16 protein-coding genes are annotated in these 14,211 nt (G+C 66.3%); 3 read left to right on the forward strand and 13 right to left on the reverse strand.

Annotation, left to right across the window (positions count from 1 at the left end; translation table 11 throughout):
* The 6 genes from DFP89_RS03970 to DFP89_RS03995 all read right to left on the reverse strand — a co-directional run bounded on the left by DFP89_RS03970 (position 1) and on the right by DFP89_RS03995 (position 6,092).
* Positions 1–984, reverse strand: coding sequence for an imelysin family protein (locus DFP89_RS03970; RefSeq protein ID WP_114348101.1), 984 nt, complete (start codon positions 982–984; stop codon positions 1–3).
* A complete protein-coding gene (locus tag DFP89_RS03975) occupies positions 984–2,498 on the reverse strand; it encodes a di-heme oxidoreductase family protein (protein WP_114348102.1) in 1,515 nt (504 codons plus the stop codon). The genes DFP89_RS03970 and DFP89_RS03975 overlap by 1 nt, the downstream gene beginning before the upstream one ends.
* An 87-nt stretch (positions 2,499–2,585) precedes the next feature.
* Positions 2,586–3,407 carry a metal ABC transporter permease gene (locus DFP89_RS03980; RefSeq protein ID WP_114348103.1) on the reverse strand — a complete coding sequence of 274 codons (822 nt, stop codon included), beginning with the start codon at positions 3,405–3,407 and terminating at the stop codon, positions 2,586–2,588.
* Entirely contained in the window at positions 3,404–4,264 is an 861-nt protein-coding gene (locus tag DFP89_RS03985) for a metal ABC transporter permease (protein ID WP_114348104.1), read from the reverse strand. Before DFP89_RS03985 ends, DFP89_RS03980 begins: the two co-directional genes overlap by 4 nt.
* Positions 4,261–5,160, reverse strand: a complete 900-nt coding sequence (locus DFP89_RS03990) for a manganese/iron ABC transporter ATP-binding protein (RefSeq protein WP_281271195.1) — start codon at positions 5,158–5,160, stop codon at positions 4,261–4,263. The genes DFP89_RS03985 and DFP89_RS03990 overlap by 4 nt, the downstream gene beginning before the upstream one ends.
* Positions 5,161–5,186: 26 nt before the next feature.
* Positions 5,187–6,092 (reverse strand): metal ABC transporter substrate-binding protein, encoded by a 906-nt coding sequence (locus DFP89_RS03995; protein WP_114348105.1) that lies wholly within the window; start codon positions 6,090–6,092, stop codon positions 5,187–5,189.
* A 242-nt stretch (positions 6,093–6,334) separates the two neighbouring features.
* Between DFP89_RS03995 and DFP89_RS04000 the strand changes: the two genes are divergently transcribed.
* From DFP89_RS04000 to DFP89_RS04010, 3 genes are all read left to right on the forward strand, one after another.
* Positions 6,335–6,874, forward strand: a complete 540-nt coding sequence (locus DFP89_RS04000) for a PepSY domain-containing protein (protein ID WP_114348106.1) — start codon at positions 6,335–6,337, stop codon at positions 6,872–6,874.
* A 73-nt stretch (positions 6,875–6,947) separates the two neighbouring features.
* Positions 6,948–7,460, forward strand: a complete 513-nt coding sequence (locus DFP89_RS04005; protein ID WP_181870239.1) for a hypothetical protein — start codon at positions 6,948–6,950, stop codon at positions 7,458–7,460.
* Positions 7,461–7,482: 22 nt separating this feature from the next.
* Positions 7,483–8,061 (forward strand): helix-turn-helix transcriptional regulator, encoded by a 579-nt coding sequence (locus tag DFP89_RS04010; RefSeq protein ID WP_114348107.1) that lies wholly within the window; start codon positions 7,483–7,485, stop codon positions 8,059–8,061.
* 87 nt (positions 8,062–8,148) lie between these two features.
* Here DFP89_RS04010 and DFP89_RS04015 read toward each other — a convergent pair whose 3' ends face one another.
* The 7 genes from DFP89_RS04015 to DFP89_RS04045 are packed head-to-tail and all read right to left on the reverse strand — an operon-like array spanning position 8,149 to position 14,177.
* The gene (locus DFP89_RS04015; RefSeq protein ID WP_114348108.1) at positions 8,149–8,991 is read right to left on the reverse strand and encodes a fumarylacetoacetate hydrolase family protein; all 843 of its coding nucleotides are present in this window, start codon (positions 8,989–8,991) and stop codon (positions 8,149–8,151) included.
* A gap of 12 nt (positions 8,992–9,003) precedes the next feature.
* Positions 9,004–9,741 (reverse strand): SDR family oxidoreductase, encoded by a 738-nt coding sequence (locus tag DFP89_RS04020; RefSeq protein WP_114348109.1) that lies wholly within the window; start codon positions 9,739–9,741, stop codon positions 9,004–9,006.
* 28 nt (positions 9,742–9,769) lie between these two features.
* Positions 9,770–10,957 (reverse strand): UxaA family hydrolase, encoded by a 1,188-nt coding sequence (locus DFP89_RS04025; protein ID WP_114348110.1) that lies wholly within the window; start codon positions 10,955–10,957, stop codon positions 9,770–9,772.
* Positions 10,954–11,292, reverse strand: coding sequence for a UxaA family hydrolase (locus DFP89_RS04030; RefSeq protein WP_220269806.1), 339 nt, complete (start codon positions 11,290–11,292; stop codon positions 10,954–10,956). The genes DFP89_RS04025 and DFP89_RS04030 overlap by 4 nt, the downstream gene beginning before the upstream one ends.
* Complete coding sequence (locus DFP89_RS04035; RefSeq protein ID WP_114348111.1) at positions 11,279–12,379, reverse strand: enolase C-terminal domain-like protein; 1,101 nt, start codon at positions 12,377–12,379, stop codon at positions 11,279–11,281. The genes DFP89_RS04030 and DFP89_RS04035 overlap by 14 nt, the downstream gene beginning before the upstream one ends.
* A gap of 2 nt (positions 12,380–12,381) precedes the next feature.
* Positions 12,382–13,032, reverse strand: coding sequence for an RraA family protein (locus DFP89_RS04040; RefSeq protein ID WP_114348112.1), 651 nt, complete (start codon positions 13,030–13,032; stop codon positions 12,382–12,384).
* 26 nt (positions 13,033–13,058) lie between these two features.
* On the reverse strand, positions 13,059–14,177 hold the full coding sequence (locus DFP89_RS04045; protein WP_114348113.1) for a mandelate racemase/muconate lactonizing enzyme family protein: 1,119 nt from the start codon (positions 14,175–14,177) through the stop codon (positions 13,059–13,061).
* Positions 14,178–14,211 lie beyond the last annotated feature (34 nt).

Raw genomic sequence — 14,211 nt, forward strand, 5'->3', positions numbered from 1 at the left:
TCAGTCGCCATCCGCCGAATTGAAGCCGACCTCGACACCAAGCGCCGCGCCAGCCTCGGCACCGGCACTGTCCTGTGCGGTCCGCACCAGCCCCAGCAAGGCCTCGGCGCGGACATGGCCCTGAGGCTGGGCGAAGCCGGAAAAATCGGGGTCCTTCAGGGCCGCCGCAGCCGTCAGGGCCTGCGCGACATCGGCGCGGGTTTCGGGCAGCGGGCCGGCCAGCGCCTCGCCAAATGCCAGCAGGGATTGCAGCGACAATTCGACATTACGCAGCGAGCGGGCGGATGCGCGGGCCTCGGCCCGTTCCGGGCGCGGGCGCTCGAACGTGCCAAGCGGCCGGCCCAGCCGCTGGTCGGCGGTGAATTCAAAGCCGGTCATCAGCTGGGTATAAAGTGCCTGTTTGGCCTCGGCCTCGGTCAGATAGAGGCTGTTGCCGGGCTGGCCCGCGCTCAGCAGGGTCTGGGCGAAGCCGTCGCGCCAGCCCTGATCGATCTCGGCGGCCATGCGCGCCAGATCGGCGGCGGTGGCGCGGATCAGCGCGCAGGGGTAATCGCCGGTCAGCGGCTCAGTGGGGTAAAGCAGGCGTTCCAGCGCAAAGAACCCGCGCAGCGCGACCGAGCGTTCGGCAAAGCCCGCCGGATCGCCGACCACCGCGTCCTGGCTTTGCAGCAACTGGCGTTGCTGGCGGGCGCCGATGCCCTTGGGATCGGGCCAGAAGGCGATGGCAAGGATGCGGCCCTCATCCTCGGCCGGGCCAAGGCGCAGGAAGCTGACCGGCAGCCACGCATCAAAGGCCGCGTTCCAGACGGGGCGCAGCGTCTCGGGCGCGCAGGTTTCGGCGGCGGTCTCGGCCAATGTCCGGGTCGCGTCGCGGAATGCCCCCAGATCGGGCAGGATGCGGTTATTTATCGCCCCTGCCACATCGGCATGGGCGGGCGAAGCCAGCAGCAGCGCCACGGCCATGGCAAGATTTTTCAGTCCCATCAAAGACTTTCCAGAAACTCAAGGATCGCGTCGCGGTCGGCTTTCGTCATGCCGGCAAAGCTGTCGCGGGCGGCTTGCGCCTCGCCGCCATGCCACAGGATCGCCTCGGTCAGGTTACGGGCGCGGCCGTCGTGAAGCAACTCGGTATGGCCCGAGACGGTCTGGGTCAGGCCGATCCCCCAAAGCGGCGCGGTGCGCCATTCGCTGCCCGAGGCGCGACCTTCGGGGCGACCATCCGCCAGCCCCGGCCCCATGTCATGCAGCAACAGGTCGGAATAGGGCCAGATCAGCTGAAAGCTCTGCTCGGGCTGGTCTTTCAGGCGATGGGTGACGAATTTCGGCACATGGCAGGCGGGGCAGCCGGCCTGATAGAACAGTTCCTTGCCGCGCAGGACCTGCGGATCATCAAGGCGACGGCGTTCGGGCACGGCCAGATTGCGGGAATAGAAGGCCACCAGATCAAGGCTTTTCGCGTCCACCTCAAGCCCGTCGCGGCTGCCGGGTTCCTGCCCCACGGGGGCCGCGCGGCAGTCCGCCTGCGCGTCGCGGCATTCGCCATGCGGATCGGGGTTCAGCGGCGTCGACAGGCCCATATCGCCCGAAAACGCCCCGGCGGATTGTTCCTTGACCGTCGGCGCACCACCTTTCAGGCCAAAGCGGCCCAGCATCGGCACGCCGAATTCAGCCGAAGGCACGATGCTGGCGCGGCCCGATATGCCGTCGCCATCCGCGTCGTCGGGATCGGCATGGGCAAGGATATCGGCGGCGGGGATCGCCTCCAGAAGGCCAAGGCCGATCATCTGCGGCGCCACGCGCGGCGACAGCATGATCTGGTCATGCAGCGGCCCATAGCCGGGATCCGCGACCGAATAGACGGGCTTGCGCAAGGTGACCACGGTGCCGTCGCCCAGAGTTTCGGGCCGGTCCTGATAGGTGATGACCATGCGCCCCTCGGGCGGCAGGCCGTTCGAGGCGAAATCCTGCAATTGCCCGCCATAGGTCGGCTCGGGCTGGGTGGCCAGCCATTCCTTGATGTCGCCGGGGGCCTCGCCGCCAGGGATCGACAGGCGCAGGAACATCGACACCGCCGAGCCTTCGGGTTCGGGCACATGGCCGCGCCCGTCCTTGAGGTGGCAGTCCTGACAGCCGCGCGCATTGTAAAGCGGCCCCAGCCCGTCCGAGCCCTTGGTCGACGAGGGCGCGGCGACCCATGTCTTGCGGAAAAGCCCGTTCCCCAGCTTGAAATCCATCTCGCGCGCGAAGGGCATATTGGCCGAGGACAGCGAAAATGCGTCCGAGCTGTCGCGCGCCCGCACCGTCGCGGCACCGCCGGGCTTGGTCTCGAATTTCTCGGGTGCGGTGAAATCGGTGGCCGGGGCGGTGACGGCGCTGATGCGGGCCTGTTCCTTGGCGGTGCGGGGCAGAACGGGCAGATGGCGGTCGTCCAGATCCTGCGCCAGCGCGGGCAGGGCAAGGATCGCGGCAAGGCCAAGGCTGGCAAATCGGAACGTCATCGCGGGACCGGATTATTTTTCCTGAGTCTACTACTCTGGATTTTGGCGCAGGCCAAGCCGGGCTGGCTGGGACATCTTGTCCCGGTGTCAGATGGCGGCGCGCCGGACCCGCGCAAGGCGGCGCAGGAAGGCCGCGATAAAGATCGCCGTCAGCACAAGGATGATGGTGGGGGCAGGGGCGCTGTCCAGAAAATAGCTCAGATAGACCCCGGTCAGCATGGCGCCCAGACAGACCACGACCGCGACCGCCAGCATCTGGCCAAAGCTGCGCACCAGCAGGAATGCGATCGCGCCGGGCGCGATCAAAAGCCCCACGGCAAGGATCAGTCCCGTGGCGCTGAGCGTGGCGACGATGGTCAGCGACAAGGCCGTCAGCAGCCCGTAATGCAGCAAGCCCACCCGCAGCCCCGAGGCCCGCGCCTGCGCCGGGTCGAAGGCATGCAGCATCAGGTCTTTCCAACTGAGCAGCAGCACGCCCGAGACCACGGCGGCGATCAGCCCGGCGGTCCACAGGTCATGCGCCTGCACGCCCAGCATATTGCCAAACAGCACATGATCCAGATGGATGTCCGAGGTGATCGCCGTGTAAAGCACGATCCCCAGCCCGAACATGCCCGAAAACACCACGCCCATCACGGTATCTTGCTTGACCCGGCTGTTCTGCGCCAGATAGCCGGTCGCCAAGGCCGTCACCATCCCGGCCGCGAAGGCGCCAAGGATCAGCGGAAACCCCGCCACATAGGCCAGAACGATGCCCGGCAGCACGGCATGGCTGACCGCATCGCCCATCAACGCCCAGCCCTTCAGCACCAGAAAGCAGGACAAAAGCGCCGTCGGCACCGCCACCATGGCCGAGATCAGAAAGGCCTTTTGCATGAAGGCGAATTGAAACGGCTCAAGCAGGATCATGGCGCGGTCCCACTCAGCGCGGCGGCGGCCTTGCGGCGCGCGGCCAGAAGGCCATGTTTTGGCGCCCAGACAAAGGCCGCCAGAAAGACCAGCGTTTGCAGGCAGACGATGATACCGCCGGTGGCTCCGTCCAGGAAATAGCTGAAATAGGCGCCGGTAAAGCTGGTCCCCGCCCCGATGGCGACCGATGTCGCGATCAGGCGCGGGAAACGGTCGCAGAGCAGATAGGCGGTCGCGCCCGGCGTCACCACCATGGCGATGACCAGAAACGCGCCGACCGTCTGCATGGCCGCGACCACGCAGGCCGACAGCAGGACGAAAAACACCCCCTTCAGCAGCCCCGGCCGCAGCCCGACCGAACGCGCATGGCTTTCGTCGAAAAAGACCACCATCAGATCCTTCCATTTCGCCAGCAGCACCGCCAGCGACACGAAACCGATGATCGCCAGTTGCAGCGTGTCCTCAGGCGTGATGGCCAGAATATTGCCCATGGTGATGGTCTGGACCGAAATCGCCATCGGGTTGACCGAGACCATGAACAGCCCCAGCCCGAAAAAGGCCGAAAAGATCAGCCCGATCACCACATCGGGTTTCAGCCCCGAGCGGTCGGACAGAAACAGCATCGCCGCCGCTGCCAGCCCCCCCGACAGGAACGCCCCCAGCGCGAAAGGCAGACCCAGCATATAGGCGCCCGCCACCCCCGGCACGACCGAATGCGACAGCGCGTCCCCGATCAGCGACCAGCCCTTGAGCATCAGATAGGCGGAAAGAAACGCGCAGACCCCGCCCACCAGCGCCGAGACCCACATCGCGTTCACCATGTAATTATAGCCAAAGGGCTCGAGCAGCAGGCTCATTCGCCGCGCCCCGCGGTGTGGGTCTGGTCGCCATATTGCACCAGCGGACGTTCGTCATCGCTGATGATGGTGATGCGGCGCGGGTCGTCATCGTCATGCAACGCCTGCCCGCTGAGGGTAAAGTGGCGCAGAACGCCGCCGAAGGCCGCCTCGAGATTGTCGCGGGTGAAGGTGGTCTCGGTCGGGCCATAGGCCAGCACGGTGCCCTTGACCAGCACCACCCGGTCGCAGAATTCCGGCACCGAGCCAAGGTTATGGGTCGAGACCAGCATCACCCGCCCCTCGGCCCGCAATTCGCCCAACAGGGTGACGATCTGTTCCTCGGTCTTGACGTCGACGCCGGTGAAGGGCTCGTCCAGCAGGATGACGCGGCCGTCCTGCGCCAGCGCACGGGCCAGAAAGACGCGCTTTTTCTGCCCGCCCGACAATTCGCCGATCTGACGCTGGCGATAGTCCTGCATGCCGACGCGGGCCAGCGCCGCCTCGACCGCCGCCCGGTCGGCGGCAGAGGGGCGGCGCAAAAACCCCATATGGCCATAGCGGCCCATCATCACCACGTCCTCGACCAGCACCGGGAAGGACCAGTCGACCTCCTCGGCTTGGGGGACATAGGCGACAAGGCTTTGGCGCAATGCCTCGCGCACGGACATGCCCAAAAGCCGGATTTCGCCCCCGGCCAGTGGAACAAAGCCCATGATCGCCTTGAACAGCGTGGATTTTCCGGCGCCGTTGACGCCCACCAGCGCGGTCACGGTGCCGCGCGGGATCTGAAAGCTGGCATGGCGCAGCGCGGTCAGCCCGCTGCGATAGGTGACAGTCACGTCGCGCGCGAGGATGCCGCCGCCGGGGTCAGCTTCTGTGGCGGGTGGCGTCGCGGTCATGCTGTCCTGTCTCATCCTGTGGTCTTTCTGCCGCCCACGGCCTAGTCCATGCCCGCCTGCAGCCCCTCGGCCACGGTCTGCGAGGTGACCCGCAGCAGGTCCAGATAGCTGGGCACGGGGCCGTCCGGCTCGGACAGGCTGTCCACGTAAAGGACACCGCCGTAATGGGCGCCGGTTTCGCGCGCGACCTGTTCGGCCGGGGCAGTATTGACCGTGCTTTCGCAGAAAACCACCGGGATCTGGTGGTCGCGCACGCCGTCGATCACCGTGCGCACCTGTTTGGGCGTGCCCATCTGGTCGGCATTGATCGGCCAAAGATACAGCTCGCGCATGCCGTAATCGCGCGCCAGATAGCTGAAGGCGCCCTCGCAGGTCACCAGCCAGCGCTGATCCTCGGGGATCGCGGTGATCTGCTGGCGCAGCGGTTCGAGCGCCGCGCGCAGTTCCTGCTTGTAGGTTTCGGCATTGGCGGCATAGGCCGGGGCGTTGGCGGGGTCGTGCTCGGACAGCGCCTTGGCGATATTGTCGATATAGATCATGGCATTATCGGCACCCATCCAGGCATGGGGATTGGGCTTGCCCTCATAGCTGCCGCCCGCGATCGCGATGGGCGCGATGCCGTCGCTGAGCGTGGCCGAGGGCACGCCCTCGAGATTGCCAAGGAACTGCTCGAACCATTGTTCCAGGTTCAGCCCGTTGCGCAGGATCAGGTCGGCATCCTGCGCGCCGGCGATGTCGCGCGGCGTCGGCTCATAGCCGTGAATCTCGGCGCCGGGCTTGGTGATCGAGACGACATCGGCCGCATCGCCCGCGACATGGCGCGCCATGTCGGCCAGCACGGTGAAGGTGGTGACGACTTTCAGCCGCCCGTCATCGGCAAGGGCCGCGCCAACACTCAGCGTGCAGCCCGCCGCCGCCATCACCAGACGCGCCATTGCCCGTGCCATCCCAGCCCTTTCCTTCACGTTGTTTCCTGCATCATGTAAATGCAACGCATTCTCAACTGTCAAGCACGATCGTCTGCCCGCCGCTCACATGCGCGGGATCGGGACCAGCGCAATCCGGGTGGCATAAACTTCGGTTTATTTGCCGCCCATCTGCCTTGGGTGCAATGGCCAGCGGGCGGTTTCGGCGCTTGGCTGGTTCCAGGCCGGGCGATCCGGCGCAACACCATCAGGAGGAAACCCGAATGCGCAGACATATCCATCTTGCCGCGGCGCTGCTGGTCCTGGGGCCGTCACTTGCCCAGGCGCAGGCCCAGGTCGATGCAGATCGTATCGCCCGCGACCTGACCCGGCAGGGCTTTCGGAATATCGAGATCACCCGCGAAGACGGCCTGATGAAGGTCGAAGCCTGGCGCGGCGCGCATGAGCTTGAAATCACCTATGACCTTTCGACCGGCGCGGTGGTGAAGCAGGAAATGGAGCGCCACCCCGGCGCGCCGGGACGTGTCCGGGACCGCAACTCGGACGATCGCGGACGCGCGGATGACAGTGATGATGACAGTGACGACAGTGACGATGATGACAGTGACGACAGTGACGATGATGACAGTGACGACAGTGACGATGATGACAGCGACGACAGCGATGATGACGATGACGACAGCGGCCATGGCCGTGGCGGCAGCGATGACGATGACAGCGATGACGATGACAGCGCCGATGACGACAGCGACGACGATGACAGCGGTCGGGGCCGGGGTCGGGGCCGGGGCGGTGACGATTGAGGGGGACGGCCGGGTCTGACAGACCCCCGCCGGCCGTGCTATGATGCCGGACGCGTCGCGCTTCGGAGGCCGTATGAAGTTACGTCTGTATCTGCACGCTCTGCCAATGATGTTTTGCCTTGCGGGTGCGGCTCATGCCGCACCCGATTATGCGCGTCAGGTGGCCCGGCAACTTGCCGAACAGGGATACCGCCAGATCGAGGTGCGGCGCAGCCTTCTGGGCAAGATGATCGTGACCGGCACCCTGCCCGGCCACGAGCGCGAGATCGTCATCGATCCGCGCAACGGCGAACTGCTGCGCGATCTGGTGCGCCGCGGGTCGGGGGGATCCGCCGCGGTTTCGGCGCCGACCCTGTCCAGTCCGGGACAGGCAGGCACAGCCGGAAATTCGGATGATAGCAGCGGCAAGGGCAATGGCGACGATGATGATGACGACGATGACGATGACAGCGATGATGACAGCGACGACAGTGGCGGCAACAGCGGCAGCGGCAGCGATAGCGACGACGACAGCGACAGTGACAGCGGTAGCGGAAGTGATAGCGGCAGCGGCAGCGACAGCGACGGCGAGGATGGGGACGACTGATGCCGCGAACCAGGGCCGCGCAATGCTGAGATCCGCGCCGATCCTGGCCATTCTGGCGCTGCAGGCGCTTTGCGCGCTTTACCTGATGTCGGATATTCTCGCCTCGGTCCTTGGCATTTCCTATCAGCCTCCGGCCTGGCAATATGTCGAATACCTGCAGATTGGGGCCTCGCTGGGGCTGATCGCGGGCTTGGTGCTGGGGGCGCGGCTTTTGTCGCTGACCATACGCCAGCGCCGCCTGGCCGAGGACAAGCTGCGCCGCGCCTCGACCGCCCTCATGGAGCTGGTGCAGCAGCGTTTCGACGAATGGACCCTGTCCCCGGCCGAGCGCGACGTGGCGCTGTTTGCGATCAAGGGCATGTCGGTCGCCGAGATCGCCGTCCTGCGCGGCACCTCCGAAGGGACGATCAAGGCGCAGACGGCGGCGGTCTATCGCAAGGCGGGCGTGGCCAACCGTCACCAGCTGCTGAGCCTGTTCATCGAGGATCTGTTCGACCCGGCGCTGACCGGTGGCGGCGCCCATGCGCCTGCGGATCCCGCACCGGCACGCCCCGCCGGTCCGAATGCGGCCAGCCCGGATACCGCCGCCGATCGCCGCTGATCTGCCGCCCTCGGGAAAGTCACACCGGGGCCGGCCGGTGCCCGAGGCGGGCATTGCGCCCGCCTTGCGCCATCTTCGGGGCTGTCCTCAGTCGGCGATCACGTCCTGGCGCTGCTGGCCCAGCCCCTCGATGCCCAGTTCGACCACGTCGCCGGCCTTCAGATAGCGCGGCGGCTTTTGCCCCAGACCCACGCCCGGCGGCGTCCCGGTCGAGATGATGTCGCCCGGATGCAGCGTCATGAACTGGCTCAGATAGCTGACCAGATGGCGCACCCCGTAAACCATGGTCCGGGTCGAGCCGTCCTGCATGGTTTCGCCGTTCACCTTGAGCCACATGGCAAGGTTCTGCGGGTCGGCCACCTCGTCGCGGGTGACCAGCCAGGGCCCGATCTGGCCGAAATAGTCGCAGCTTTTGCCCTTGGTCCACTGGCCCGACCGCTCGGTCTGGAAGGCGCGTTCAGAGACGTCATTGGTCACCGCGAAACCGGCGACATGGTCCATGGCCTCGTCCTCGGTGACATATTTGGCGCGCTTGCCGATGATGACGGCCAGCTCGACCTCCCAATCGGTCTTTTCCGAGCCGCGGGGGATGACGATGGGATCCGTCGGGCCGCAGATGGCGCTGTTGGCTTTCATGAAGATCACCGGCTCGGGCGGGACATCCATGCCGCTTTCGGCGGCGTGATCGGCATAGTTCAGGCCAATGCAGATGAACTTGGTCGTGCCCGCCACGCAGGCGCCCAGCCGGGTGCCCTGCGCTACCACCGGCAGCGCCGCCGGGTCGAGGCCGCGCAACCGCGCCAGCCCCGCATCCGTCAGCACATCGCCCGCGATGTCTGGGACCACGCCCGACAGGTCGCGGATGCTGCCGTCAGCGGCCAGCAGGCCGGGTTTCTCGGCCCCTTCGGGCCCGTGTCGCAACAGTTTCATGTGATTTCCCCCTCAGGTATTGGACCAGCCGCCGTCGATGATATGGACGCCACCGGTCGTATAGGCGGATTCGTCGCCCGCCAGATGCACGACAAGCGCGGCGATTTCCTCGGCCTTGCCGACACGGCCGATGGGCTGGCGCGCGATGAATGCGGCCTTGGCACCCTCGTAATCGCCGGTCGCCCGCAGCCGCTCATGCAGCGAGGGGCTTTCGACCGTGCCGGGGCAGATCGCATTGGCGCGAATGCCCCGCGTGACGTAATCGGCAGCGATGGATTTGGTCATGCCGATGACGCCCGCCTTGGTCGCGCCATAGGCAAAGCGGTTCGGCGCCGCGATCACCGAGGACGCGACCGAGGCCATGTTGATGATCGAGCCGCCGCCATGGGCGATCATGCCCGGCAGGAACGCCCGGCACATGCGAAACATCGCCGTCATGTTCAGGCTGACCGAGAAATCCCAGTCCTCTTCGCTGCAATCCAGCAACGCGCCATTGGCGACGACGCCCGCGCAGTTGAACAGGATGTCGGGCGCGGGGCAGGCCGCCACCGCTTCCGCGATGCTGGCCGGGTCGCGCACGTCCAGATGGCGGGTCTGGATGCCCTCGCCGGCCAGAGTGGCCAGCGCCTCGCGGTTCACGTCGGTGGCGATGACGCGGGCGCCCTCGGCCACCATGGCCAGGACGCTGGCGCGTCCGATCCCCTGCGCCGCCGCCGTCACCAGCGCGGTCTTGCCGTTCAGTCGTGCCATGTGTTTTCCCTTTTCATGATATGCCCGATCACGCCGGCAGACAGGCCGGGCCGATCGGCTCGAAGCTTTTGTAGGTCAGGATGAATTCCTGATGCCCGAGATCCTCGGAGCGGCTTTTCTCGCCCGAGGCCAGCGCCAGAACCTTGCGGTAGATTTCCTCGCCCACCTCGGCCAGCGTCGCGCCGCCGTCCAGAATCCGGCCGGCATTGATGTCCATGTCATCGGCAAGGCGGCGATACATATGCGGGTTCGCGGCGATCTTGATGACCGGCGAGATGGCCGAGCCAACGACCGAGCCGCGCCCGGTCACGAACAGTGTCACATGCGCCCCCGAGGCCATCATCTCGACAATCTCGGCATTGTCCGAGATGTTCGGAAAGCCGAAGCGCACCTCGCCATCGGGGACGACATCCATCAGGTAAAGCCCACCATGGGGCGGAATGTCACCGGGCTTGATCAGCCCCGAAATCTGCGACTGGCCGGATTTCATATAGGCGCCCAGCGACTTTTCCTCGATGGTGGACAGCCCGCCATCGGCATTCCCCGGCGCAAAGGAGCCATATCCCAGCGTCGCGTAATAGCGCGCGGCCTTTTCGACGCTGGCGCGCAGCTCGGCGGCCAGTTCGGGCGTGGCGGCGCGCGCCTCCATGATCGACTCGCAGCCGATCAACTCGCCGGTTTCCTCGAAGATGCAGGTGGCGCCGTCGGCCACCAGCCGGTCAAAGGCCAGCCCTGTCGCCGGGTTTCCGGTGATGCCGCTGGTCCCGTCCGAGCCGCCGCAGACCGTGCCCACCACCAGCTCATTCACGGCCATGGGCACGGTCGGCTGGGTGGCCAGTTCGCTGGCCTGTGCCGCGACCCATTCGCGGCCCGCGGCGATGGTGGCGCGGGTGCCGCCGTCATTCTGGATCGTCAGCACCTTGACCGGCCGGCCCGAATCCCGCACCACCTGTTCCAGCCGGTAGCGGTTGAAGCTTTCGCAGCCTAGGCTGACCAGCAGTACCGCGCCGACATTCGGATGGGTGCAAAGCCGCTCCATCATGCGCTGCGCGTAATCGTTGGGATAGCAGCCGGGGAAGCCGATCACATGCGCGGCCTCGGGGTCGGTGCCGGCGATCTGGCGCGCGACGTGATGGGCGCATTCGACCAGATAGGCCACGGCCACGACATTGCGGATGCCCTTGCGCCCGTCATTCCTTTGCCAACCGCGCATCATGACTGGATCTCCTGATCGGTTTCCGCCTGACTGCGCGCCGCTTCCAGCGTATGCGTCGCGGTGTAGTCGCTTTTCAGGTTATGGGTGTGGACATGCTCGCCCGGCGCGATATCCGTGCTGGCCGAGCCGATGGGTGCGCCGTATTTCACCACCTTGTCGCCGGGGCGATGCGCCCGGCGGGCGATCTTGTGGCCCAGCCCCAGCGCTTGGGGGATCGCCACCATACGGCCCTGAACCGTGATGGATTCCCCTTGGGCGATCTGGTCGCGCAGCACATAGACGCTGTCGTCCGCAGCCAGCAGCATCAGCCGCGGATCGGTGTCAGAGCGTTGCAATGGTCGTCTCCTCAATCAGGTTCCAGTCCAGTTCCATGCCAAGGCCGGGCGCCTCGGGCAGGCTGGCGATGCCGCCGGTGACCGGCAGCGCGCCGGCAAGACCGAAGGCAAAGCGGTCCATCGGCCAAAGCACCTCGAACATGCCGCTGTTCGAGACCGCCGCCGCGCAATGCAGGTTCATCAGCTCCAGCGGGTGAAAGATGGTCGAATGCAGCTCGCAATTCATGTGGAAGGCATCGGCCAGCGCTGCGGTGCGCAGAACGCCGGTGACGCCGCCCGACCAGCTGACATCGGCACGCACCGCATCGACCACCCGCGTCGCCACGCATTCGGCCACCGACCAGGGATGCTTGGCCAGCACCTCGCAGCCGACGACCGCGATATCCAGCTGCCGCGTCAGCTCGCGCAGCGCGCCAAGATTTTCATCCGGCAGCGGCTCCTCCAGCCAGGCATAGTTCAGCCGTTCCAGCACGCGGCCCAGTCGCAGCGCCTGATCGAAGTCATAGGGCTGCACCGGGTCCGACATCAGCGTGAAATCCGGCCCGGCGGCGGCGCGCACCGCCTCGTGGATGGCGATGTCCTGATCCGGATCGCGGCCCGGAGGATGGATCTTGTAGCCGTGCATCCCCGCCGCCTGCACGGCGCGCACCTCCTCGGCATAGGCGTCGGGTCCTTCCAGCACCAGCGACGAGGCATAGGTCTTGATCCGGTTGCGATGGCCGCCCAGATAGCGCCAGAGCGGCTGTTCCGCTGCCTGCGCCGCCAGAAGCCACAGGCAGCAATCGATGGGCCCGTAGCTGTAGATCGGCAGGTGGTGCCACCAGCGGTCGGTGCGCCGCCAGTCCTGCCAGATCCCTTCGCGTTCGCGGGCATCGCGCCCGACGACGAAGGGCCGCAGCGAGGCCGCCGCCAGATGCCCCGATCCCAGCGCCGAGCGTCCGGCGAAACCGAACATCGAGGCAGACTGCCCGCATTCGGTACGCAGGGTATGGACCAGAAATTCCAGCCCCTCGGCGGGGCCGTCCACAAGGCCAAGCGCCTCGGCCTTGACCCGGCAGGCCCGGATATCCAGCGCCGCGATCCGCATGGCTAGAACTTTCCGAAGCGCAGATAGGCTTCCTGCGGGTCGGTGCCGTCAAGGATGGCGGTGCGGACGCGGTTTTCGGCCTGCATCGCCTCGACCGAGGCTGCGATGACCTCGTCGAGAATATCGGCCGGGATCACCACCATGCCGTCGCGGTCGCCATGCAGCCAGTCGCCGGGACGGACCTGGCATTCGCCGATCATGATCGGCTGGTTCACCGCCGTGGGGCGCCAAAGCCCGACCACATCGCGCGGCGTGTGAAACGTCCGCCAGCTGCGAAACCCCAGTTTCAGGATGAAATTCGCGTCCCTCAGGCCACCGTCCAGAACGCAGCCCAGAACGCCCTTGCGATGCAGCGTCTCGGCCGACAGCTCGCCCATCTGGGCGACAAGCTGGTTATGCGGCTGGCTGACCCAGATATGGCCGGCGGGAGCCTGCGACAGCAGGCCGGTCCAGTCCAGCAGGGTCTGGTGCGGATCCGCGGTCTCGTCGATGCGGCCCTCGATGGTCAAGGCCGGGCCGGCCAGCACCGTGTCGGGCTGCAAGGGCGTGATGCGCGAGGGCAGGGTGAAGTTGCGCCGCCCCATGGCCCGCAGCACGTCGTGAATGACGCTGGTATAGACGCCCTCAAGCGTGGCGATGCGCGGATCCGTCATGGCGAAATCTCCTGAGTTCTTTCGGGTCAAGTGCTGTGATCGATGGTGACGTGGCTGCCCTCGACCCGGCGGGCGGTGATGGCGTCCCAGTCCCAGTCGATGCCCAGACCGGGGGTCATCGGCGCATGGGCGCGGCCCTCACGCAGGTCCAGACGCGAGCCGGTGATCGCGTCGAGCTGCGGGATATATTCCAGCATCCAGCCATTCGGCACCGCCGTGACCAGACTGACATGCAGCTCCATCAGGAAATGCGGACAGACAGAGACGTTATGAGCCTCGGCCAGATGCGCCACCTTGAGCCAGGGGGTGATACCGCCGATGCGGGCCACGTCCACCTGAATGATGCTGGCCGCGTCGCGGGTCAGGTAATCCTTGAACTGGCTGACGGAATACAGGCTTTCGCCCACCGCGATCGGCACGCGCGAGCGGCTGGCCAGCTGCGCATGCGCGCCGATATCATCGGCGGGCAGGGGTTCCTCGAACCAGCCGATGCCGTGATCGGCCAGCATGTCGGCGCGCATCAATGCCTGATGCAGCGAAAAGCCCTGATTGGCGTCGGTAAAGATGTGAAAGGCATCGCCCACCGCCGCGCGCACCGCACCCAGCCGGGCGCCGTCTTCGGACAGATGCGGACGGCCGATCTTGATCTTCGAGCCGGCAAACCCGGCCTCTTTCATCCGCAGCGCGTCCTCGACCAAAGCTTCGGTGTCGATATGCAGCCAGCCGCCCTCGGTCGAATAGACCGCGACGCTGTCCTTGGCGCCACCGGCCATGCGCCATAGCGGCAGGTTCGCCCGCCGGCAGCGCAGATCCCACAGCGCGGTATCGACAGTCGCCAGCGCCAGCGAGGTGATCGCCCCCACCGCCGTCGCATGGGTGGCGAACAGCAGGTCGCGCCAGATGGCTTCGATTTCCTCGGCCTCGCGCCCGATCAGGCGCGGCAGCAGCGTGTCGCGCAGCAGTGCGATCACCGCCGGGCCGCCGGTGCCGATGGTATAGGAATAGCCGGTGCCCACCGCGCCATCGGCATCGGTCAGCCGCAGGATCGGGGTTTCCTGACTGACAAAGGACTGGATCGCATCCGTGCGCCGCACCTTGGGCGCCAGATCCACCATCGAAAGCTCTGCCCGAATAATTTTCGCCATCTTCCTGCTGTCTCCTCCTGCTGTTGGGGCGCCC

The sequence above is a fragment of the Paracoccus lutimaris genome (genome assembly GCF_003337565.1).
GTDB classification, from domain to species: Bacteria; Pseudomonadota; Alphaproteobacteria; order Rhodobacterales; family Rhodobacteraceae; genus Paracoccus; species Paracoccus lutimaris.

What these genes read in the sequence shown, in the direction of transcription:
- DFP89_RS04020 (WP_114348109.1), bottom strand. Translation starts at nt 9,741, where the DNA reads ATGGCACGACTGAACGGCAAGACCGCGCTGGTGACGGCGGCGGCGCAG.
- DFP89_RS04015 (WP_114348108.1), bottom strand. Translation starts at nt 8,991, where the DNA reads ATGAAACTGTTGCGACACGGGCCCGAAGGGGCCGAGAAACCCGGCCTG.
- DFP89_RS03980 (WP_114348103.1), bottom strand. Translation starts at nt 3,407, where the DNA reads ATGATCCTGCTTGAGCCGTTTCAATTCGCCTTCATGCAAAAGGCCTTT.
- DFP89_RS04005 (WP_181870239.1), top strand. Translation starts at nt 6,948, where the DNA reads ATGAAGTTACGTCTGTATCTGCACGCTCTGCCAATGATGTTTTGCCTT.
- DFP89_RS03985 (WP_114348104.1), bottom strand. Translation starts at nt 4,264, where the DNA reads ATGAGCCTGCTGCTCGAGCCCTTTGGCTATAATTACATGGTGAACGCG.
- DFP89_RS04010 (WP_114348107.1), top strand. Translation starts at nt 7,483, where the DNA reads ATGCTGAGATCCGCGCCGATCCTGGCCATTCTGGCGCTGCAGGCGCTT.
- DFP89_RS03970 (WP_114348101.1), bottom strand. Translation starts at nt 984, where the DNA reads ATGGGACTGAAAAATCTTGCCATGGCCGTGGCGCTGCTGCTGGCTTCG.
- DFP89_RS04045 (WP_114348113.1), bottom strand. Translation starts at nt 14,177, where the DNA reads ATGGCGAAAATTATTCGGGCAGAGCTTTCGATGGTGGATCTGGCGCCC.
- DFP89_RS03995 (WP_114348105.1), bottom strand. Translation starts at nt 6,092, where the DNA reads ATGGCACGGGCAATGGCGCGTCTGGTGATGGCGGCGGCGGGCTGCACG.
- DFP89_RS04025 (WP_114348110.1), bottom strand. Translation starts at nt 10,957, where the DNA reads ATGATGCGCGGTTGGCAAAGGAATGACGGGCGCAAGGGCATCCGCAAT.
- DFP89_RS04000 (WP_114348106.1), top strand. Translation starts at nt 6,335, where the DNA reads ATGCGCAGACATATCCATCTTGCCGCGGCGCTGCTGGTCCTGGGGCCG.
- DFP89_RS03975 (WP_114348102.1), bottom strand. Translation starts at nt 2,498, where the DNA reads ATGACGTTCCGATTTGCCAGCCTTGGCCTTGCCGCGATCCTTGCCCTG.
- DFP89_RS03990 (WP_281271195.1), bottom strand. Translation starts at nt 5,160, where the DNA reads ATGAGACAGGACAGCATGACCGCGACGCCACCCGCCACAGAAGCTGAC.
- DFP89_RS04040 (WP_114348112.1), bottom strand. Translation starts at nt 13,032, where the DNA reads ATGACGGATCCGCGCATCGCCACGCTTGAGGGCGTCTATACCAGCGTC.
- DFP89_RS04035 (WP_114348111.1), bottom strand. Translation starts at nt 12,379, where the DNA reads ATGCGGATCGCGGCGCTGGATATCCGGGCCTGCCGGGTCAAGGCCGAG.